The following is a 19,685-nucleotide window of genomic DNA, read 5'->3' as shown; positions in this document are numbered from 1 at the left end:
TAGGCGCACTCACTACTCTGACGCGCACGTTTCGACGCATTGATCTTGATGTTCTGGATATCGTGGCCAAGTCTGCCCCAGGCCACGGACACGTCAAGCCGCGTTGCCCGTTCCGTGACCGGATGCGCAAGAACCCGTCACGCGATTTGCATCGCTTCACCGTCAACAGGTTTGATGGCCGGTCCATCACCAACCGATACACGGCGCGAAGGCTGTAGCGTGCCTAGCGGGAACCGTACCGCCCGTGGGCGGGGCGATCTCGACCCGACCCCCACCGAGAACGAGACGGCGAGGACCGATGGCACAGACCCAGAGCGCCCAGGGGCCCTCCGAACCTGACGCCAGCGGGTCCGGTATGCCGGATACGCCCGAGGTGTGGGGTAATGGAGGCCTTGTCGGCGATGGTCGATATCGGCTTACCAGTCGACTCGGCCGCGGCGGTATGGCGGAGGTGTTCGCCGCCGAGGACCTCCGGCTCGGCCGTACGGTCGCGGTGAAGCTGCTCCGCGCCGATCTGGCCGAGGATCCGGTGTCCAAGGCCCGCTTCACCCGCGAGGCACAGTCCGTGGCCGGGCTGAACCACCACGCCGTGGTGGCGGTCTACGACTCCGGCGAGGACACGGTCGGCCAGAACACCGTGCCATACATCGTCATGGAGCTGGTCGAGGGCCGGACCATCCGCGATCTGCTGCTCAACGCCGAGGCGCCGCCGCCGGACCAGGCACTGATCATCGTCTCCGGGGTGCTGGAGGCGCTCGCCTACAGCCATCAGCACGGCATCGTGCACCGTGACATCAAGCCCGCCAACGTGATCATCACCCACAGCGGCGCGGTCAAGGTCATGGACTTCGGCATCGCCCGCGCCCTGCACGGCGCGCAGTCCACGATGACCCAGACCGGCATGGTCATGGGCACACCGCAGTACCTCTCGCCGGAGCAGGCCCTCGGCAAGGCCGTGGACCACCGCTCCGACCTTTACGCCACCGGCTGCCTGCTCTACGAGCTGCTGGCGCTCCGCCCGCCGTTCACCGGGGAGACCCCGCTGTCGGTGGTGTACCAGCACGTCCAGGACACCCCGGTGCCCCCGTCGGAGACCTCCGGCACCGTGCCGCCGGAGCTGGACGGCCTGGTCATGCGCTCCCTCGCCAAGGACCCGGACGACCGGTTCCAGAGCGCCGAGGAGATGCGCGGACTGGTCCAGTACGCGCTCCAGATGCTCCATGAGGCCGGCGGCCACACCGGCATGTGGAACACCGGCCCGGTCACCCAGCACCTGGGCGCCGCCACCCCCGCCATGGGCATGCCGAGCGTCGGTGCCACCACCGCACTGCCGCACCCGGGCCATGGCGAGACCTCCCAGCAGCCGATCGTCACCGGCTCCGGCGGCGGTGGCGGCGGCTACCACGGCGGTTCCGGCCGCCGTAAGGGCCGCGGCAGGATGTGGCTGATCGCGGTGCTCGCGGTGATCGCGGTCGCGACGGGGGTCGCCTTCGCCCTCCAGATGGGCGACAAGGACGGCGGGAAGCAGCCGGGCAAGCACCAGACGTCGGTCACCCAGGAGAAGACGGAGAAGCCGACCGACGAGCCGAGCGACGACTCGGGCGACGAGACGGTCCCGAGCGACGACGAGAACACCTCCGGGGACACGGGCAGCGACTACACCCCGACCGCGAACCCGACGCCGACGTACCAGGACGACCCCACGGGCGAGCCCACGGACCCGGAGACGGACCCGGGCACCGGCGAGCCGACCGGCGAGGAGACCACCCCGGGCGGCGACGAGGAGACCACCCCGCCGACGGACCCGGAGACCGACCCGGGCACCACCGAGCCCACCGGTGGCACGGCGGGCGCCACGGACGGCGGCGCCGGCGGCACCCCCTGACGGCCGGGGGCGCCCCACGGCGCCCTCGTCACCCGCAGAAGGCGTCGCGGACCGCGTCGTATTCCCGGGTCCACCACACCACCAGCGCGGCGGCCGCCGGGAACTGCGGATCGGCGCGCCGGTCCCCGCGCTGGTAGCGCCAGCGCAGCATCCAGAAGTCGTTGAGCCGCTCCCACCACACCCGGTGCACGGCGGCGGCCATCTCTGAGGTCCCGGCTCCCGCCGCGCAGCGGTACGCCCGCGCGTAGGACCGCACCTTGGTGAGCTCCAGGGTGCCGTCGGGCCGTACGAAGAAGATCGCGGCGGCCCGGACCGCCTCCTCGGCGCGTGGCTGCACCCCGAGCCGGTCCCAGTCGACGATCGCGGCCGGTTCCGTGTCGCGGTAGAGCAGGTTCAGGGGGTGGAAGTCGCCGTGCACCCAGCCGGCGACGGGGACGGCGTCCGCCTCGGGGCGGCGGTGGGCGTGCCGCTCCACCAGCGTCCGCCGCTCTACCAGCCGATGCTCGGCGAGCTCGTCGAAGGTGTCGCGGTTCCGGCGCCCCCGGATCAGCGTGACCAGCTCGTCGATGACGGCGAAGGTGTCCTCGGGGTCGGCGGCGGCCTCCACGGGCGGCCTGCGGTCGCCCGTACGGGCCCGCATGACGCGCTCCAGACAGGTGTGGACGAGCCCGAGCAGCCCGCCAAGACGCCACGACTGCGGGGCGGTCAGCTCACCGCCGTCGCGGTGCCGCCCGTCGATCCAGGGGTGTAACGCGTAGCAGCGGCCGCCGATGACGGCGACCGTACGGCCGTCGGCGTCGGGGACCGGCGGGGCGACCGGCACCCCGAGCGCCTCCAGCCGCTGGGTGACGCGGTGCTGGCGGGCGATGGCGGTGCGGTCGCCGTCGAGGTGGTGTTTGAGGAAGAACCGGCCGCGGGTGGTGGCGAGGCGGTAGCCCCGGTTGAGCAGCCCCTGGGTGAGCGGTTCGCAGGAGACGGCCTCACCGGCGGTCTCATAGCGGCGAAGCAGGGCGCTCAGGGTTTCCCCGTCGGGAGCGGCCTCGGCGGAGCATACATGTGAGCGCGGCACCTGCCAGATGTTAGATCACCGGACATCGCCGCCAGCACGCATGGAGTCGGGGCACGGCGCCCTGGGGCACGGCGGGTTGACCGCGCCGGGGGCGAGGTGTCTTGGCGCCTGCGACGGGCTGATCCCCTCCCCGCCCCTTCCCACGCAGCGTCGATTTGCGGCTCCGCCGCGTGGGGGCTCCGCCCCAGACCCCGGGGTCCAGGGGCGAAGCTCCCGCCACGCGGCGGTGTCGATATGCGGCTCCGCCCCGCGGTCCGTCGGACATCCCGTAGCGCTCCCGGGCCTGCGCCGCGCCTCCGCCAAGGGGCAGTGCTTCCGGGCTTGCGCCGCCCTTGCCCGTGGGGTCAGCATGTCTCGGCCCGCGTCGCCCCCCGCCAGGGCTGAGCAGGTCAGAGGGTCCGCTACGGTCCGGGCAGCGCTCCGACGGGGCGCGAGGCTGCGTCGATATGCGGCTCCGCCGCGGCGGTGTCGATATGCGGCTCCGCCGCGCGTGGCCAGCCACGACGGCGCCGCAGTCGGCCGACGGCGCATCGCGACACTTCCAGCGGAGCGCTCAGCGCTTCTGCGCCTGCGTCGCCTGCATCCGGGCGACGTACGCCGCCGCCTGCGAGCGGCGCTCCATGCCCAGCTTGGAGAGGAGGCTGGAGACATAGTTCTTGATCGTCTTCTCGGCGAGGTGCAGCCGCTCGCCGATCGCCCGATTGGTGAGCCCCTCCCCGATCAGCAGCAGGATCCGGCGCTCCTGCTCGGTGAGGGCGGCGAGCTGGTCGTCCGGTTGGGCGGCCGTCTGGCCGCGCAGCCGCTCCAGTACCCGGGCGGTGGCCACCGGGTCGAGCAGCGACCGGCCCGCGGCCACGTCCCGGACGGCGGCGAGCAGTTCGTCGCCGCGGATGTCCTTCAGGACATAGCCGGAGGCGCCCGCGATGATGGCGTCGAAGAGCGCCTCGTCGTCGGCGAAGGAGGTGAGCATCATGCAGCGGACGCTCTCGTGGCGGGCGCGGATCTCCCGGCAGACCTCGACCCCGCTGCGGTCGGGCAGCCGGATGTCCAGGACGGCGACGTCCGGGCGGGCGGCCGGGATGCGCGCCAGCGCGTCGGCCGCGGTGCCCGCCTCGCCGACCACCTCCATGTCCGGCTCGCCCGCGAGCAGGTCTCGTACGCCGCGTCGGACGACTTCATGGTCGTCGACCAGGAAAATCCTTATTTTTCCTTCTTCGCGCACGGATCCAGTCTCACACACGAAGTCTTCCCGCGTCGTTGTCGAGCGGGATACCGTGCGCTTGTCCGGCGGCCTGCGGGGCTGTGACCAGTGGAAGTTTCCCCACTCACGCGATTTACTTGGAAATCCAAGCAAAATTGCAGGTCAGGTGGGGTTTCGCAGACATGCGACGCACTGGGTAACGTGCCTTGTGCAGGGCCAGCCGCCGGGAACCTGTCACGCCCGGTCATGCTCCGGCGCACCCACCCCGTGCGCCGTGGCGGAACGGGCGAGCCGCAACTGGCCGCCGGCGGATCCCGGGGGCCGGACAGACGGAGGAGCACACGTGACCGTGGAGAGCACTGCCGCGCGCAAGCCGCGCCGCAGCGGAGCCAAGCGCAGCACCACCGCGCGGGACACCAAGAAGCAGCCTGCGGGCCAGACCGAACTCGTACAGCTGCTGACCCCCGAGGGCGAGCGTGTCGAGCACCCCGAGTACGCCATCGACCCCACCCCGGAGGAGCTGCGCGGTCTGTACCGGGACATGGTGCTGACACGGCGGTTCGACGCCGAGGCCACCACCCTGCAGCGCCAGGGCGAACTGGGCCTGTGGGCCTCGCTGCTCGGCCAGGAGGCGGCGCAGATCGGCTCCGGCCGGGCGCTGAACGACGCCGACTACGTCTTCCCCACCTACCGCGAGCACGGTGTGGCGTGGTGCCGGGGCGTCGACCCGACCAATCTGCTGGGGATGTTCCGTGGGGTGAACCACGGCGGCTGGGACCCGAACAGCAACAACTTCCACCTGTACACCATCGTGATCGGCTCGCAGACGCTGCACGCGACCGGCTACGCGATGGGCGTGGCCAAGGACGGCGCGGACGCCGCGGTCCTGGCCTACTTCGGTGACGGCGCCTCCAGCCAGGGCGATGTCGCCGAATCGTTCACCTTCTCCGCGGTCTACAACGCCCCGGTCGTCTTCTTCTGCCAGAACAACCAGTGGGCCATCTCCGAGCCCACCGAGAAGCAGACCCGGGTGCCGCTGTACCAGCGGGCCCAGGGCTTCGGCTTCCCCGGGGTGCGGGTGGACGGCAATGACGTGCTCGCCTGTCTGGCCGTCACCAAGGCCGCGCTGGAGCGGGCGCGCACCGGGCAGGGCCCGATGCTCATCGAGGCGTTCACCTACCGCATGGGCGCCCACACCACCTCCGACGACCCCACGCGCTACCGCTCGCCCGAGGAGCGGGAGCTGTGGGAGACCAAGGACCCGATCCTGCGGCTGCGCACCCTGCTGACCCGCGAGGGCCTGGCCGACGACGCGTACTTCGCCGACCTCGAGCGGGAGAGCGACGCGCTGGCCAAGCGGGTTCGGGACGCCGTACGGGCCATGCCCGACCCCGAGGACATGGCGATGTTCGAGCACATCTACGCCGACGGGCACGCCCTCGTCGACGAGGAGCGGGCGCAGTTCGCCGAGTACCAGGCTTCGTTCGTCACCGCTGAGGAAGGCATCTGACATGGCCGCCGAGAAGATGTCGCTCTCCAAGGCGATCAACGCGTCCCTGCGGACGGCCCTCGAGACCGACCCCAAGGTCCTGATCATGGGCGAGGACGTCGGCAAGCTGGGGGGCGTCTTCCGCGTCACCGACGGGCTCCAGAAGGACTTCGGCGAGGACCGGGTCATCGACACCCCGCTCGCCGAGTCCGGCATCGTGGGCACCGCGATCGGGCTCGCGCTGCGCGGCTACCGCCCGGTGGTGGAGATCCAGTTCGACGGTTTCGTCTTTCCCGCCTACGACCAGATCGTCACCCAGCTCGCCAAGATGCACGCACGCTCGCTCGGCAAGGTGAAGCTGCCGGTCGTCGTCCGCATTCCGTACGGCGGCGGCATCGGCGCGGTGGAGCACCACAGCGAGTCGCCGGAGGCGCTGTTCGCGCATGTGGCGGGTCTCAAGGTGGTCTCGCCGGCCAACGCCTCCGACGCGTACTGGATGCTCCAGCAGGCCATCGACAGCGATGACCCGGTGATCTACTTCGAGCCCAAGCGCCGCTACCACGACAAGTCCGAGGTCGACACCGCCGCGATCCCCGGCCCGCTGCACGCCGCCCGGGTGGTGCGGCCGGGGGCGGACCTGACGCTCGCGGCCTACGGCCCGATGGTGAAGGTCGCCCTGGACGCCGCCGCGGCCGCCGCCGAGGAGGGCAAGTCGATCGAGGTCCTGGACCTGCGGTCGATGTCGCCGATCGACTTCGACTCGATCCAGCGTTCCGTGGAGCGGACGGGGCGGCTGGTCGTCGTCCACGAGGCACCGGTATTCCTGGGTACCGGGTCGGAGATCGCCGCGCGCATCACCGAGAGGTGCTTCTATCACCTCCAGGCCCCGGTGCTGCGGGTCGGCGGCTTCCACTCGCCGTACCCGCCGTCACGGCTCGAGGACGAGTACCTTCCGGGACTGGACCGGGTGCTCGACGCCGTAGACCGCGCGTTGGCGTACTGAAGGGCTTGAGGAGATCGTGACGATGACCGCAGTCGAACAGCGCTTCCGTGAGTTCAAGATGCCCGATGTGGGCGAGGGGCTGACCGAGGCCGAGATCCTCAAGTGGTTCGTGGCGCCGGGCGACACCGTGACCGACGGTCAGGTGGTGTGCGAGGTCGAGACCGCCAAGGCCGCCGTCGAGCTGCCCATCCCCTTCGACGGCGTGGTGCACGAGGTGCGCTTCGACGAGGGCGCCACCGTGGACGTGGGCACGCCGATCATCTCGGTGGACACCAACCCCGGAGCGGGGGAGGCGGCGCCCCAGGCCGCTACCGCGGCCGAGGCCCCCGCCGCCGAGAAGCCGGCCGCCGCGGCCGAGCCCGGGGAGAAGGAGGGCCGCCAGGCCAATCTGGTCGGCTACGGGGCGGCGCCCGCCTCCACCAAGCGCCGTCCGCGCAAGCCGCTGCCGGGCCTCCAGCGGTCCGCGCCCGCCCCCTCCGCCGGGGCGCCCGCACCCCAGGAGCCCGCCCCCGCGCCCGCGCGCCAGGAGGCCGCGCCCGCCCCCGCGCGCCCCGAGGCCGCGCCCTCGCCCGCGCCCGCGCCCGCGCCCTCGCTGAACGGCAGCGGCCGGACCGCCCGGCCGCTGGCCAAGCCGCCGGTCCGCAAGCTGGCCAAGGATCTGGGCATCGACCTGGAGACGGTCACCCCGAGCGGGGCGGACGGGATCATCACCCGCGAGGACGTCCACGCGGCCGCCGAGGCCGTCCAGGCGGCCCGGGAGACGCCCGTGACGGCCCCGTCCGCGGCCGTCACCGCCGCCCCGGCCCGGGAGCGCCGGGTGCCCGTGAAGGGCGTACGGAAGGCCACCGCGCAGGCGATGGTCCACAGTGCCTTCACCGCCCCGCATGTGACCGAGTTCGTGACGGTCGACGTGACTCGCACGATGAAGCTCGTGGCCGACCTCAAGCAGGACCCGGAGCTGTCCGGGCTGCGGGTCAACCCGCTGCTGCTGGTCGCCAAGGCCCTGCTGGTGGCCATCCGGCGCAACCCGGACATCAACGCCACCTGGGACGAGGACCACCAGGAGATCGTCTACAAGGACTACGTCAATCTGGGCATCGCGGCGGCGACACCGCGCGGGCTGATCGTCCCCAACATCAAGGACGCCGACGCCAAGACCCTGCCCGAACTGGCGTCCGCCCTGGGTGAGCTGGTCTCCACCGCCCGTGAGGGCAAGACCACCCCGGCGGCGATGTCCGGCGGCACCATCACCATCACCAACGTCGGCGTCTTCGGCATCGACGCGGGCACCCCGATCATCAACCCCGGGGAGTCCGCGATCCTCGCCTTCGGCGCGGTCAAGCTCCAGCCGTGGGTCCACAAGGGCGAGGTCAAGCCGCGCCAGGTGACCACGCTGGCGCTCTCCTTCGACCACCGGCTGGTCGACGGCGAGCTGGGCTCCAAGGTGCTCGCGGACGTCGCGGCGGTCCTGGAGCGCCCGAAGCGCCTGATCACCTGGGCCTGATCACCTGGGCCTGATCACCTGGGCCTGATCGCCTGGGTCTGATCACCTTCTGAAACCCATCCCCCGTCCGCATCGCGGACGGGGGATGAGCGCGCATGCATCTTGTATCTATGATGTGCGCATCATGAGTCCCGCCGATACGGCCACCAAGCCGCCCCCTGCCGCCGAACGCGTCTACCACCACGTCAAACAAGCCGTCCTCGACCGCCGCTACGAGGGCGGCACGCTGCTGAGCGAGGGCGAACTCGCGGACGCCGTCGGCGTCTCCCGCACCCCCGTCCGGGAGGCGCTGCTGCGCCTGGAGGCCGAGGGGCTGCTCAAGCTCTATCCGAAGAAGGGCGCCCTGGTGCTGCCGGTCTCCTCCCAGGAGATCGCGGACGTGGTCGAGACCCGGCTGCTGGTGGAGCAGCACGCGGTCGCCAAGGTCGTCCCGGCAGGTGGGCGGCTGCTGGCCCGGCTCGAGGAACTGCTGGAGGAACAGCGGGTGCACGCCGCGGCCGGGGACCTGGCCGCCTTCGCCGCCGCCGACCGCTGCTTCCACGCGGCGATCGTCCGGGCGGCGGGAAACGCCATCCTGGCGCAGCTGTACGACCAGCTGAGGGACCGCCAGCTGCGGATGGGCGTGGCCACCATGCACGCCGAGCCCGACCGCATCGCCAAGAACATCACCGAGCACACGGAGATCCTCCAGGCCCTGCGCGCCGGGGACGCCGGTTTCGCGTCCGGGCTGGTGCAGCGCCACATCAGCTGGGTGAACAACCTCGCCCGGGGTGAGGCGCGATGACCTCGGCCCAGTTGCCCGGTGATCCACCCGGCGGACGTCGTGCCGTCGCCGTATGGGGCCTGGGCGTCGCCGTCTACTTCGTCGCCATCACCTATCGCACCAGCCTCGGCGTCGCCGGTATCGACGCCGCCGAGCGCTTCCACATCAACGCCTCGGCGCTGTCGACCTTCTCCATCCTCCAGGTGCTGGTCTACGCCGGGATGCAGATACCGGTCGGGCTCATGGTCGACCGTCTCGGCACCCGTAAGGTGCTCATGCTCGGCGTGGTGCTCTTCACCCTGGGGCAGTTCGGCTTCGCGCTCTCCCACTCGTACCCGATGGCGCTGGTCTCCCGCGCGCTGCTCGGCTGCGGTGACGCGATGACCTTCATCAGCGTGCTGCGGCTCGGCTCGCGCTGGTTCCCGGCCCGTCGGGGGCCGATGATCGCCCAGGTCGCCGCGCTCTTCGGGATGGCGGGCAACCTGGTCTCCACGCTGGTGATCGCCCGCGCGCTGCACAGCGCCGGCTGGACCACGACCTTCGCGGGCAGCGCGCTCGGCGGGGTGGTCGTTCTCGTCCTGGTGCTGCTCTTCCTCAAGGACCACCCGAAGGGCTTCGAGCCCGCGCCCGTCTCGCACATGGGCGCCGACTACGTCCGCCGGCAGATCGCGGACGCCTGGCGCGAGCCCGGCACCCGGCTGGGCCTGTGGGTGCACTTCACCACCCAGTTCCCGGCGATGGTGTTCCTGCTGCTGTGGGGGATGCCGTTCCTGGTCGAGGCCGAGGGGCTGTCCCGGGCGACCGCGGGTCAGCTGCTGACCCTGGTGGTGCTGTCCAACATGGCGGTCGGCCTGGTCTACGGGCAGGTCATCGCCCGGCACCACGCCGCCCGCGCCCCGCTGGCCCTCGGCACGACCGGTGCCACCGCGCTGCTGTGGGGCACCGTGCTGCTCTGGCCGTCCGCCCACGCGCCGATGTGGCTGCTGATCGTCCTGTGCGTGGTGCTCGGCGCCTGCGGGCCCGCGTCGATGATCGGCTTCGACTTCGCCAGGCCCGCCAATCCGCCCGAGCGGATCGGCACCGCCTCGGGAATCGTCAACATGGGCGGCTTCACGGCCTCGATGACCACTCTGCTGGCCGTCGGCGTCCTGCTGGACCTGACCGGCGAGAACTTCCGGATCGCGTTCGCCTCGGTGTTCGTGCTGCAGGCGCTCGGCGTCGCCCAGATCCTGCGGCTGCGCGGGCGGGCGCACCGCCGGGAGCGCGAGCGCGTGGTCGCGAGCCGCGTCGAGGCGGTGCACGTACCGGCGTGACGCCGTGGCCCTCCGGTCCCCGGAGCGCTACGGCGTGACCGCGAAGTTCTGGAGTATCGCGTCCGCCAGCTGCTGGTCGCCCTCGATCTTCAGCCGCTCCGCGACCGCCTCGGGCCGCACCCGCCCACAGGCCAGCCGGACGTAGGTCTCCCAGTCCAGGGCGAGGGTCACCGTCGGCCCCAGCGAGACGCTGCCGTCGATGGTGCCCCGGCCGTCCGCGTCGACCCGGACCGTCCGCATGAACTCCATCGGGCCGTGCACATCGAAGACGACGGCCGAATGGGGCGCCGCGCCCGCGTCCTTGGCGACCACCTTCGGCAGCCCCGACAGCAGCAGATCACGGGTGATCGTGGCGCCCGGCGAGTCGAGGTTGCCCGGCTTGTTCAGGGCCCGGCGCAGATCCTGTTCGTGCACCCAGACGTCGAAGGCCCGCCGCGTCAGGGCCTCCCCCAGCGCCACCTCGGTGCCGCCGGGCCAGCGCACCATGGCGTCCGGCTCGCGCTTCTCGTTCCGCAGCTGGCGGCCCCGCCGGATGACCGTGTACTCCAGCTCGGAGGTCATCTCGGGCGCGGTGTGGCAGCGCCGTACGTCGACCTGGACCTCCATGTACCGCGACAGCTCGTTGGTGACGTGGTAGAGGTCGCGCGGCAGGGTGTGGATGGGGCGGGGATCGCCGAGCATCTCGCATTCGAGGCCGATCACATGCGATACGACGTCCCGCACCGACCATCCCGGGCACTCGGTGGCGCGGTTCCACTCGCTCTCCGCTAGCGGGTCGACCAACTCCGTTATCGCGTCGATGGAGTGGGTCCAGGCGTCGATGGAGGTCTGAAGGCTGGGATGGACGGTCACGGGACCCCTCGGGCGGTTGGTGCGCGGGCTGGGTGCTGGTGTGTGCGTTCAAGTTACGCTGCCCACGAGCGCACGGGCAGTGCTTTCCGGTCCGATCGTAGGCCCGGATCGGCGGCTCGCGGCCTGCCCGTGATGGTAGTGTGCGCCCGCCCCGGCCTTATCTCCGGACTTACCCGTACGCAATGGTGGAAAGCCGTCGGGGGGCGGGGGAATGGCACGACCGGGGCTGCTGTTTCATGGGGATATGGCTTCACGTGCACGCGTCCGCGCCCCCGAGCTGATCGGCCGGGGCGGCTGGCTCAACACCGGCGGTACCGACCTCACCCTCACCCACCTGCGAGGACGCATCGTCATCCTCGACTTCTGGAAGTCTTGAACCATTGAGGTAACTTCCAGGGGGGCTGTTGTGCACCACCACACCATCGCCGACTTATACCTTCGCCTGTCGCTGGACAGGGAGGGCAAGACTGCCATCGACCGACAGGAAGCCGACTGCCGCGCGTGGGCGGAGCGGAACGGGCTGACCGTGCGGAAGGTGCACATAGACCGAGGGCGCTCCGGTTATAAGAGCGTCAGCCGCAAGGGCTTCGACGCGGCGATCACCGCTGTCGCCTCTGGTGTCGTCGGCGTGCTGATCGTGTGGAAGCTGGACCGTCTGAGCCGCAAGGGCATCGGTGAAGTCGGCAAGGCGCTGGACGACATCAACCGTGTCGGTGGACGGCTCGTGTCCGTCATGGATGGTCTCGACACCAACAACGACAGCGCCCGGGTCACCATCGCGCTTCTCGCCGAGCTTGCCCGCAACGAGTCCCGCAACCTGGGGATGCGGGTCGGGAACGCGAAACGGTATCTGCGCCAGAAGGGGCAATGGGTTGGCGGCCAGCCCCCGTACGGGCTCAAGGTGGACCCGCAGACGAAGAAGCTTGTGCACGACCCGGAGACGGCCGTGTACGCCCGCTTGATCGCTGACGAAGCGCTCTCAGGAAAGGCGCTCGTTCACGTCGCTCGGCTTCTGAACACGCACGGAGTCGAGTCTCCCCGTGGCGGTGAGTGGAACTCGTCCAGCGTGATGCAGCTTCTCCGCGCTCCCGCGTTCGCGGGTCTCATGCCACTGACGGAGTACACGGAGGCAGCGGACGGCACGCGGAAGTACAACAGCAAGGTAGTGCCGTACCGCGACCCCGAGACGTTGGACACCGTCAGCATCGGCGAAGGCATCATCACGGTCGGGGAGCGTGAGCTCATCATCCGACAGCTCGAATCGCGCACGTTCCCGCTTGCCGGTAAGCGTCACGGGCACAAGCAGGGGACGTCGCTGCTCACGGGCATTGCGCGCTGCGGCCTGTGCGGGTCCCGGATGAGCAAGGCGGGAACGTCATACGCGTGTGCCAGTAACCGCATGGGGCGGGGCTGCGGAGGCGTGTCCGTGCGAGTCGGGAGCCTTGACGTCTATGTGACGCAAGCATTCCTGTCCCGACTGCCCGCGTTGGGACCTGAGGACCCCCTTCTGGCCGCCATCGCCGACCGTTGGGTCAAGAAGGAAGACCCGGAAGTCTTCGCGAAGCGCGACGCCATTGACGCGGAGATTCAGGAGGAAGAAGCCCGCCTTGCTGACCTTGAGGAAGCTCGCTACGTGCGCGGGGAATTCAATGGGGCGGACGCCGTGGACCGCTACAACCGTCTTGCCGGGAGGCTGCGTGGCCGCATTGACGGTCTGCGCGCTGATCTGGCGAGTTTGCCGACGCCTGCTGTGGATCTGACGCCGTTGTTGGACGGTGTACTTCTGCAAGAAGCATGGGAAGCCGACGACGTGACGGGCAGACGTGAACGGCTCCGGCTGGCGATTGACCGCGTCGAAGTCAGTAAGGGGCGGGTGGGCGTCCGCTTCGACGGTGACGAACGCTGTCGGATCGCGTGGGCCGAGCCTACGGACGACGCGGGTGCGTAAGTTCCGCTGACAGAGTTGGGTCTCGTTACGTCAGGTGACGAACCTGGCCCCTTCCGTCACTGTGGGTGCCTTCAAGGGGTCAAAGTGTCAAACTGGACCCTTATTTCTAAACCCTTCTCTACGCGTTAAGAAGGTTTGGAAAAAGGGGGTTAATTTGACACTTTGACCTCGATTCTGGTCATGGGGGTATGCGGCGCCAGGCAGGGGGCCGCCCCTGGGGAGGCGGCTTCCTGATCGATGAGTGGCGCGCCCGCTCTCCCTGTACGGCTCTCCAGGGTGGCGCAGCGTGACGGAGGTCGCGCGTCTCGGAAACGATGGTTTGTGAGACTCGGCTACTGGATGCTCGGGAGGTGGTGGGGCGGCGTTCATAACCCGTCTCAAAAACTCTGCGAAGTCCTTGTGATTCTGAGACGAGTTATGAGACAGTCTCGTCATGGATGCGAACACGGGGCACCTCATCGGGTACGCGCGAGTCTCCACCGACGACCAGGAAGCGCAGTTGCAGCACGACGCGTTGACGGAAGCGGGCTGCGCCCGGATCTTCACGGACAAGGCGAGTGGGAAGAACACGGACCGCCCCGAGTTGGCCGCTGCTCTGGACTACCTGCGCCCCGGTGACACCCTGTGCGTCTGGAAGCTGGATCGCTTCGCTCGCTCGCTGATCGACTTGGTGACGATGGTGGACGGTCTTGCCGCCCGTGGCATCGGCTTCAAGGTGCTCACGGGCGCTCTCGCCAGCATCGACCCGAATACGCCGGACGGGTGCCTGATGCTTCAGGTGGTCAGGGCGATGGCGGAGTTCGAGCGCTCCCTGATCAAGGACCGTACTCGCGCCGGTCTGGAGGCCGCCAAAGCTCAGGGACGTACGGGCGGACGGCCGACAGTGATGGACGCTGACAAGCTCGCTGCGGCCAAGGCTCGCAAGGCTCAGGGTGAGAGCGTGACGGTCATCGCCAAGGCGCTCAAGGTGTCCCGTGCCACCCTGTACCGGGCACTTGCCGACGTTGGGTGATCCGCTTTCCCCGCCAGATGGCGCCCGTTACGCCGCGCTGTCGAGCAGGGCGCGGACTTCGGGAACATCCTGGAAGGCTTCCAGCCGTGTGAGTACGACCCGCACCCGCTCCGCTGTGCGCTCGCTGGTGATGTCGCTCGACAGGCTGATGACTCGCTCCGCCGTGATGGCTGCCTCTTCCGGTTCGTTGGCGTCGGCGAGTGCGACGGCGAGCCAGGAGAGGTACAGCGCCAGTTCCCTCGTGTGGGTCGCGTCGTAGCGGCTGAGCACGTCCCGGAGGAGCGGGACGGCGCGGAGGGGACGGTGTAGCTCGGTGTAGACGCGGGCCTCCATGACCCGGAGTTCCCCGGCGTCCACCCAGTACAGATAGGCAGGGTCTTCCTCGTCACCATGCCGAGCCAGCGCTTCGCCCGCTTCGCTCAGCGCGCGCATGGCGGGCTGAGCTTCCCCGGCTTTGGTGTGTGCCCATGCGACGCGGTCGAAGTAGAGGGCGCGCGCCCGTGGCGGGGCTTCAGAGGCATTCTCCAGCGCTGCCTGGGCCATGGCGAGCCCTTCCCGTACGTCCCCCGTGTTGGTCCGCTGATAGGCCAGAGAGCCCAGCAGGTTGCCCGCTAATGTCGCGTCCCCCGCTGTATGCGCTGCCGACAGACCAAGCCGGTAGATCCGTTCGGCCCCATCGTGCTGCCCGGCATCGCTGGCGATCCATCCGGCGATCTGTGCCAGCTCGCCGATGGCCTGGAGGAGGGATCGGCCGATCGCCTCCGTATGGCTGCCTTCCCTGAAAAGCTTCACGGCCGAGCGGAGTTCGCGGAGGGCGGGGCGCAGCAAGTCACCCCCGGCGATCACGTCGTCCGCCAGCCGGAGCCCGTGGACGCGCTGCTGAAGATCCGCCACGGCAGCCACACCGACGCGTCGCCCCTGAGCCGCGCTGAGTGGGGCGAGAGGGGCGCCTTCGGGCAAATAGTCGGCCAGTGTCGGCGGAGGCGGCTCCGGTGGCGCTGACGACGTCCGAAAGGCTTCCACGGGCACACTGAGAGCGTCAGCGATGAACGGCAGCCACTCACGAGGGGTGCGCTTGCCGCTCTCATACCGGCTGATCTCCTGCCGCCCGATCGGCTCGCCTTGGACGCCAGCAGCACGGCAGGTTTCTCGCGCCAGGCGAGCCTGACTCCACCCGCGCTGTTCACGCAGGCGACGGATGTTGGCCCCGACGCTGCTGCCCATAGGGCAAGTGTGGCCGACAGTTGGCCGACACAGGGCCGCTCGCCAGAGATTCACACTCGTCCGATGCTGACGGCATGGATGAGTTGACCAGGAACCGCACCACGCCGATCGACCTGCCGCCGCACTTGGAGCGGGAGCCGACGCCGGTTGAGGACTGCGCGGGATGCGCTGAACTCGCCAACGTCAGGGTCCGCGCCCGTGCCGTTGGCGACATGACCACGGTGACCGACTGCAACGTCTTGATGAAGCGACACCCGGAGGGTCACCAATGAGCCGCCGCGCCGTGTACCGGTACGTGCCCCACACCATCCGGCGCGCTCCGGAGGGTGGCGTCACCTACGAAGCGTTCTGCGTCACAGTCGGCTGCGACGGCGAATCCGGACCCCAGGATGAGCAGGAAGCGGCTCAGGACTGGGCGCTGAGGCACACGGGGCGCACCGGTCACGCCCTGTTCCGACGTGTCGTGACCGATCATGCTCGGGTAACCCGTGAGGGGTAGCCGCTGCTCACCGTCGGCACGAGTGGCACCCTTGACGGCATGAGCAAGAGAGCCCGCGTCCGCGCCCCTGAGCTGCAAGGACGAGCCTGGATCAACACAGGCGGCAAGGACCTGTCCCTTGCGGACTTCAAAGGTCGCACATTGATCTTGGACTTCTGGACGTTCTGCTGTGTGAACTGCCTGCATGTCCTGGACGAGCTGCGCGAGCTGGAGGAGAAGCACCGGGACACCGTGCTGATCGTCGGGGTGCACTCGCCGAAGTTCGTCCACGAGGCCGACCACCAGGCGGTCGTGGACGCGGTCGAGCGCTACGAGGTGCACCACCCGGTACTCGACGACCCCGAGCTGGCCACCTGGAAGAGTTACGCGGTCCGGGCCTGGCCCACCCTCGTCGTCATCGACCCCGAGGGCTATGTGGTCGCCCAGCACGCGGGCGAGGGCCACGCCCACGCCCTGGAGACCCTCGTGGGGCAGCTGGAGGCGGAACACGCCGCCAAGGGCACCCTGCGGCGCGGCGACGGCCCGTATGTGCCCCCGGAGCCGGTCCCCACCGAGCTGCGCTTCCCCGGTAAGGCGCTGCTGCTGCCCGGCGGCACCTTCCTCGTCTCGGACACCACGCGCCATCAGCTGGTGGAACTCGCGGCGGACGGCGAGAGCGTGGTGCGGCGGATCGGCGCGGGCGAGCGCGGCCTTACCGATGGCACGAGCGAGCGGGCGCGGTTCAGCGAGCCCCAGGGGCTCGCCCTGCTCCCCGACGGCACCGTGGCCGTCGCCGACACCGTGAACCACGCGCTGCGCCGCTTCGACCCGGCCACCGGCGAGGTCACGACGCTCGCCGGGACCGGCCGCCAGTGGTGGCAGGGGTCGCCCACCGAAGGGCCCGCCCGCGAGGTCGACCTGTCCTCCCCCTGGGACGTGGCCTGGTTCGCCGGCCGGCTGTGGATCGCCATGGCGGGCGTCCACCAGCTGTGGGCGTACGACCCGGAGGCCGGGACCGTACGGGTCGCCGCCGGGACCACCAACGAGGGCCTGGTCGACGGCCCGGCCGAGGAGGCGTGGTTCGCCCAGCCCTCCGGGCTCGCCGCGACCGGGGACCGGCTGTGGATCGCGGACTCCGAGACCTCCGCGGTGCGCTACGTCGAACGCGACGGTAAGGGCTTCACGGTCCGTACGGCCGTCGGCACCGGGCTCTTCGACTTTGGCCACCGGGACGGCGCCGCCGATCAGGCGCTGCTCCAGCATCCGCTGGGCGTCACCGCGCTGCCCGACGGCTCGGTGGCGATCTCGGACACCTACAACCACGCGCTGCGCCGCTATGACCCGGCCACCGGCGAGGTCTCCACGCTCGCCACGGATCTGCGCGAGCCCTCCGGGGCGGTCCTGGTCGACGGGGACATCGTCGTGGTGGAGTCCGCCCGGCACCGGCTGACCCGGCTGCGGCTGCCGGAGGAGGCCGTAAGGGTCGAGGCGGTGGCCCATCGCACCCAGCGCGCCGCGACCGACATCGCCCCGGGGACGCTCCGGCTTGAGGTGGTCTTCCAGGCGCCCGAGGGGCAGAAGCTGGACACCCGCTACGGTCCCTCCACCCGGCTACTGGTCAGCTCCACCCCGCCGGAGCTGCTTGCCGGGGGCGACGGCGCGGGGATGGATCTGAGCCGTGAGCTCGTCCTTACGGAGGGCGTGACCGAGGGTGTGCTGCACGTCTCGGCCATGGCCGCCTCCTGTGACGACGACCCAGCCAACGAGTACCCCGCCTGCCATGTGCACCAGCAGGACTGGGGCGTTCCGGTGCGGATCACCGAGGGCGGCGCGAACCGGCTGCCGCTGGTGCTCGCCGGGATGGACCACTGAAACCTGAGGGGCTGACACCGCCCGGCCGAGTTCCTGGCCGGGGGTCAGTCGGGGCAGTTGGGCAGCGTGGAGTACTGCACCTGGTCCTGGCGGATCCGGATGCCCGGCACCCACATCCGCTTGCCGTCCTTGGCGACGCGGAACCACATGCTGCTGTGCCCGCCCGCCTCGTCGGTCACCGTGACGCCGTTGGCGATGCGGCAGTCGGCGCGCAGCACATCGCCGTGCCAGGCCCGGCCCGTGATGTTCGACGGGCGGTAGGCCTGGTACGGGTCCTCGGCCAGGCCCAGGGAGCACTCGCGGACGCGCTTGTGCTGGCAGGTCTTCTCGGCGTTGTAGACGGTGATCCGGGCGTTGCCCAGGGGCGAGGAGCCCGCCGCGCCGCCCGGTGACGAGTCGTCGTCGGACGACCGTAAGGCGATCACGCCGGCCGTGGCCCCGCCGATGACGACGACCGTGCCCAGCGCCGCGAGCGTGAGCCGCAGCCGGCGCCGGGACGGCCGGTCCTCCGGGGACCCCGCCCGGACCGCCTCCGGGGGCGGCGAGGGATCGCCGGACGCGGTCGGCCCGTCGGCGGATTCGATGGCGGCCTCGGCCTCGGTGGCCCGGTGCAGCAGGGTCACCAGCTCGGGCAGCCGGTCCTCGGCGGTGAAGGAGAGCTTGCCCCACTGGATCAGGAGCCGCTCGTCGGGCAGGCTCTGGCCGCGCAGATAGCGGGAGAGGGAGGACCGGCTCGCGGGCAGCCGCCCCTCCAGTTCCTTGAGACTGAGTCCCAGTTCGCCGTGCATCCGGCGCAGTGCGGTCACGAATTCCCGTACCGGGCCGGAGAGTTCCTCGGGAAGCGGGGCGAGTGGCTTTCGTCGTGGGTTCTCTGGGCGATTCGGATGCGCTGGCACGTACACCATTGCAGCACGTGGATCATGAACATGCCGAGCGACACGTCCACACCCCCGAGGTGGACGTGCCGCTCGTTACCGGAACCGGGTCGCCGAACGCGTCAGTCCGTGAACTTCAGCGGCCGGTAGGGCTTGTACTCGCTGCCCGGCTCCAGGCCATAGCGACGGGTCGCGTGATCCGTCCCGAAGTCGCCGCGCTGCTCGTAGGAGGTGTACGAGGTGTGGGCGGCGTCGTTCCACTTCTCGAACATCACGACGTGCCGGGTGTTGTTGTTCCCCGAGGCGTCGATCAACAGGTCACCGGGCCGGAGGTCGTTGAGGGCGATCGGCTTGGTGATGCTGGAGCCGGTGAGGCCCACGGTGTTGGTGCCGGGCGCCTGGAGGCCCAGCGCCATGGAGACATAGCCCGAGCAGTCCTGGCGGTAGCCGTCCTTCCAGACCTTGGCCTGGCTGTAGGGCACCCGGCCGCCGTTGTTGGCGGTCAGCCAGGTGGCGGCCCGCTGGAGCGCCTCGGCGCGGCTGCCGCCGGGCTGCGGCGGGCGCGGCGGCTCACCGCCGCCGTTCTGCACCGGGACGCCGGGGAGCGAGTCCTGCGGGATGTCCACCGCGACGACGGTCACGAAGCCGTTCACCGGCCCGGTGATATGAGCCATATAGGTCGAGCAGGCCCCGTCCTCGCAGACCTTCTTCCCCGTGTTGACCTGGAAGTCGGCGGTGATGCGGTCCTGGCCCGGGGCGGTCTTGTTGAGCATGCCCACGGACGGGGAGCCGGTGTCGGCGGTCTGGTGGACCACCCAGCGGGTGCCCCAGGTGGGGAAGTCGGCGGTGGCCGCGGCCTTGGTGCCGAACTCGCCCGTGGTGGTCTTCAGCTTGAGCGCGGCGCCCCCGCCCTTGTCCGAGCCCTTGGCCGAGGTGTCGCGGCTCGTCGCGCCCTTCTCGGCGACCTTCCCGGCCTTCTCCGCCTTGTCGGTGTCATGGCGCGCCGTGTCGTCCCCGCCCGAGCAGCCCACGAGCCCGGTGGCGCCGATGCCCGCCGCGGCGATCGCGGGGAGCACCTTGCGCAGGAGGGTCCGGCGGTTGCGGCCGATGGAGTGCGTCATCTGGATTCCCCCTAGGTGAGCGTGCCGGCGGGATGTCGGCACCGCTCGGTCCCGGCCGCGGCGGCCGTCCGCCGCG

General features: G+C 70.3%; 18 protein-coding genes. 12 read left to right on the top strand and 6 right to left on the bottom strand.

The window, feature by feature from the left end:
- The first annotated feature begins 298 nt into the window (after positions 1 to 298).
- The gene (locus ACMTAK_RS25600; RefSeq protein ID WP_413808376.1) at positions 299 to 1,885 is read left to right on the top strand and encodes a protein kinase domain-containing protein; all 1,587 of its coding nucleotides are present in this window, start codon (positions 299 to 301) and stop codon (positions 1,883 to 1,885) included.
- Positions 1,886 to 1,913: 28 nt separating this feature from the next.
- On the opposite strand, the gene ACMTAK_RS25595 is transcribed toward ACMTAK_RS25600, so the two are convergent.
- Positions 1,914 to 2,954 (bottom strand): phosphotransferase, encoded by a 1,041-nt coding sequence (locus ACMTAK_RS25595; RefSeq protein WP_413808375.1) that lies wholly within the window; start codon positions 2,952 to 2,954, stop codon positions 1,914 to 1,916.
- A gap of 553 nt (positions 2,955 to 3,507) precedes the next feature.
- A complete protein-coding gene (locus tag ACMTAK_RS25590; protein WP_413808374.1) occupies positions 3,508 to 4,176 on the bottom strand; it encodes a response regulator in 669 nt (222 codons plus the stop codon).
- Positions 4,177 to 4,498: 322 nt separating this feature from the next.
- Here ACMTAK_RS25590 and pdhA point away from each other — a divergent pair, with 322 nt between their 5' ends.
- The 5 genes from pdhA to ACMTAK_RS25565 all read left to right on the top strand — a co-directional run bounded on the left by pdhA (position 4,499) and on the right by ACMTAK_RS25565 (position 10,227).
- Positions 4,499 to 5,665: a pyruvate dehydrogenase (acetyl-transferring) E1 component subunit alpha gene (pdhA, locus tag ACMTAK_RS25585; protein WP_262701945.1), complete on the top strand. Its 1,167-nt coding sequence runs from the start codon at positions 4,499 to 4,501 to the stop codon at positions 5,663 to 5,665.
- A 1-nt stretch (position 5,666) separates the two neighbouring features.
- A complete protein-coding gene (locus ACMTAK_RS25580) occupies positions 5,667 to 6,647 on the top strand; it encodes an alpha-ketoacid dehydrogenase subunit beta (RefSeq protein ID WP_037964409.1) in 981 nt (326 codons plus the stop codon).
- A 22-nt stretch (positions 6,648 to 6,669) separates the two neighbouring features.
- Positions 6,670 to 8,151, top strand: coding sequence for a dihydrolipoamide acetyltransferase family protein (locus ACMTAK_RS25575; RefSeq protein ID WP_413808373.1), 1,482 nt, complete (start codon positions 6,670 to 6,672; stop codon positions 8,149 to 8,151).
- 124 nt (positions 8,152 to 8,275) lie between these two features.
- Positions 8,276 to 8,935: a GntR family transcriptional regulator gene (locus ACMTAK_RS25570; protein ID WP_037961894.1), complete on the top strand. Its 660-nt coding sequence runs from the start codon at positions 8,276 to 8,278 to the stop codon at positions 8,933 to 8,935.
- Positions 8,932 to 10,227 (top strand): MFS transporter, encoded by a 1,296-nt coding sequence (locus ACMTAK_RS25565; RefSeq protein WP_413808372.1) that lies wholly within the window; start codon positions 8,932 to 8,934, stop codon positions 10,225 to 10,227. Before ACMTAK_RS25570 ends, ACMTAK_RS25565 begins: the two co-directional genes overlap by 4 nt.
- 27 nt (positions 10,228 to 10,254) lie before the next feature.
- On the opposite strand, the gene ACMTAK_RS25560 is transcribed toward ACMTAK_RS25565, so the two are convergent.
- Complete coding sequence (locus ACMTAK_RS25560) at positions 10,255 to 11,079, bottom strand: maleylpyruvate isomerase family mycothiol-dependent enzyme (RefSeq protein ID WP_413808371.1); 825 nt, start codon at positions 11,077 to 11,079, stop codon at positions 10,255 to 10,257.
- 244 nt (positions 11,080 to 11,323) lie between these two features.
- Between ACMTAK_RS25560 and ACMTAK_RS25555 the strand changes: the two genes are divergently transcribed.
- From ACMTAK_RS25555 to ACMTAK_RS25545, 3 genes are all read left to right on the top strand, one after another.
- A complete protein-coding gene (locus ACMTAK_RS25555) occupies positions 11,324 to 11,455 on the top strand; it encodes a thioredoxin domain-containing protein (RefSeq protein WP_413813281.1) in 132 nt (43 codons plus the stop codon).
- Positions 11,456 to 11,485: 30 nt separating this feature from the next.
- The gene (locus ACMTAK_RS25550; protein WP_413808370.1) at positions 11,486 to 13,027 is read left to right on the top strand and encodes a recombinase family protein; all 1,542 of its coding nucleotides are present in this window, start codon (positions 11,486 to 11,488) and stop codon (positions 13,025 to 13,027) included.
- A gap of 433 nt (positions 13,028 to 13,460) precedes the next feature.
- Complete coding sequence (locus ACMTAK_RS25545; protein ID WP_413808369.1) at positions 13,461 to 14,039, top strand: recombinase family protein; 579 nt, start codon at positions 13,461 to 13,463, stop codon at positions 14,037 to 14,039.
- 27 nt (positions 14,040 to 14,066) lie between these two features.
- Here ACMTAK_RS25545 and ACMTAK_RS25540 read toward each other — a convergent pair whose 3' ends face one another.
- On the bottom strand, positions 14,067 to 15,263 hold the full coding sequence (locus ACMTAK_RS25540; RefSeq protein ID WP_413808368.1) for a helix-turn-helix domain-containing protein: 1,197 nt from the start codon (positions 15,261 to 15,263) through the stop codon (positions 14,067 to 14,069).
- A 74-nt stretch (positions 15,264 to 15,337) separates the two neighbouring features.
- Here ACMTAK_RS25540 and ACMTAK_RS25535 point away from each other — a divergent pair, with 74 nt between their 5' ends.
- The 3 genes from ACMTAK_RS25535 to ACMTAK_RS25530 are packed head-to-tail and all read left to right on the top strand — an operon-like array spanning position 15,338 to position 17,613.
- A complete protein-coding gene (locus ACMTAK_RS25535) occupies positions 15,338 to 15,535 on the top strand; it encodes a hypothetical protein (RefSeq protein ID WP_413808367.1) in 198 nt (65 codons plus the stop codon).
- Positions 15,532 to 15,762 carry a DUF7848 domain-containing protein gene (locus tag ACMTAK_RS52680; protein ID WP_461773818.1) on the top strand — a complete coding sequence of 77 codons (231 nt, stop codon included), beginning with the start codon at positions 15,532 to 15,534 and terminating at the stop codon, positions 15,760 to 15,762. The genes ACMTAK_RS25535 and ACMTAK_RS52680 overlap by 4 nt, the downstream gene beginning before the upstream one ends.
- A gap of 39 nt (positions 15,763 to 15,801) precedes the next feature.
- Positions 15,802 to 17,613, top strand: coding sequence for an NHL domain-containing thioredoxin family protein (locus ACMTAK_RS25530; RefSeq protein WP_413808366.1), 1,812 nt, complete (start codon positions 15,802 to 15,804; stop codon positions 17,611 to 17,613).
- 44 nt (positions 17,614 to 17,657) lie between these two features.
- On the opposite strand, the gene ACMTAK_RS25525 is transcribed toward ACMTAK_RS25530, so the two are convergent.
- Together ACMTAK_RS25525 and ACMTAK_RS25520 are read right to left on the bottom strand one after the other, a co-directional pair.
- Positions 17,658 to 18,419, bottom strand: a complete 762-nt coding sequence (locus ACMTAK_RS25525; RefSeq protein WP_413808365.1) for a helix-turn-helix domain-containing protein — start codon at positions 18,417 to 18,419, stop codon at positions 17,658 to 17,660.
- 191 nt (positions 18,420 to 18,610) lie between these two features.
- Positions 18,611 to 19,609, bottom strand: coding sequence for an NlpC/P60 family protein (locus ACMTAK_RS25520; protein ID WP_413808364.1), 999 nt, complete (start codon positions 19,607 to 19,609; stop codon positions 18,611 to 18,613).
- Positions 19,610 to 19,685 lie beyond the last annotated feature (76 nt).

Origin of the sequence: Streptomyces lacaronensis (genome assembly GCF_047337785.1) — a bacterium.
Taxonomy (GTDB): domain Bacteria; phylum Actinomycetota; class Actinomycetes; order Streptomycetales; family Streptomycetaceae; genus Streptomyces; species Streptomyces lycopersici.
This window is presented reverse-complemented; position numbering and strand designations above follow the sequence as displayed.

What these genes read in the sequence shown, in the direction of transcription:
- ACMTAK_RS25600 (WP_413808376.1), top strand. Translation starts at nt 299, where the DNA reads ATGGCACAGACCCAGAGCGCCCAGGGGCCCTCCGAACCTGACGCCAGC.
- ACMTAK_RS25580 (WP_037964409.1), top strand. Translation starts at nt 5,667, where the DNA reads ATGGCCGCCGAGAAGATGTCGCTCTCCAAGGCGATCAACGCGTCCCTG.
- ACMTAK_RS25575 (WP_413808373.1), top strand. Translation starts at nt 6,670, where the DNA reads ATGACCGCAGTCGAACAGCGCTTCCGTGAGTTCAAGATGCCCGATGTG.
- ACMTAK_RS25570 (WP_037961894.1), top strand. Translation starts at nt 8,276, where the DNA reads ATGAGTCCCGCCGATACGGCCACCAAGCCGCCCCCTGCCGCCGAACGC.
- ACMTAK_RS25565 (WP_413808372.1), top strand. Translation starts at nt 8,932, where the DNA reads ATGACCTCGGCCCAGTTGCCCGGTGATCCACCCGGCGGACGTCGTGCC.
- ACMTAK_RS25555 (WP_413813281.1), top strand. Translation starts at nt 11,324, where the DNA reads ATGGCTTCACGTGCACGCGTCCGCGCCCCCGAGCTGATCGGCCGGGGC.
- ACMTAK_RS25545 (WP_413808369.1), top strand. Translation starts at nt 13,461, where the DNA reads ATGGATGCGAACACGGGGCACCTCATCGGGTACGCGCGAGTCTCCACC.
- ACMTAK_RS25540 (WP_413808368.1), bottom strand. Translation starts at nt 15,263, where the DNA reads ATGGGCAGCAGCGTCGGGGCCAACATCCGTCGCCTGCGTGAACAGCGC.
- ACMTAK_RS25535 (WP_413808367.1), top strand. Translation starts at nt 15,338, where the DNA reads ATGGATGAGTTGACCAGGAACCGCACCACGCCGATCGACCTGCCGCCG.
- ACMTAK_RS52680 (WP_461773818.1), top strand. Translation starts at nt 15,532, where the DNA reads ATGAGCCGCCGCGCCGTGTACCGGTACGTGCCCCACACCATCCGGCGC.
- ACMTAK_RS25530 (WP_413808366.1), top strand. Translation starts at nt 15,802, where the DNA reads ATGAGCAAGAGAGCCCGCGTCCGCGCCCCTGAGCTGCAAGGACGAGCC.
- ACMTAK_RS25520 (WP_413808364.1), bottom strand. Translation starts at nt 19,609, where the DNA reads ATGACGCACTCCATCGGCCGCAACCGCCGGACCCTCCTGCGCAAGGTG.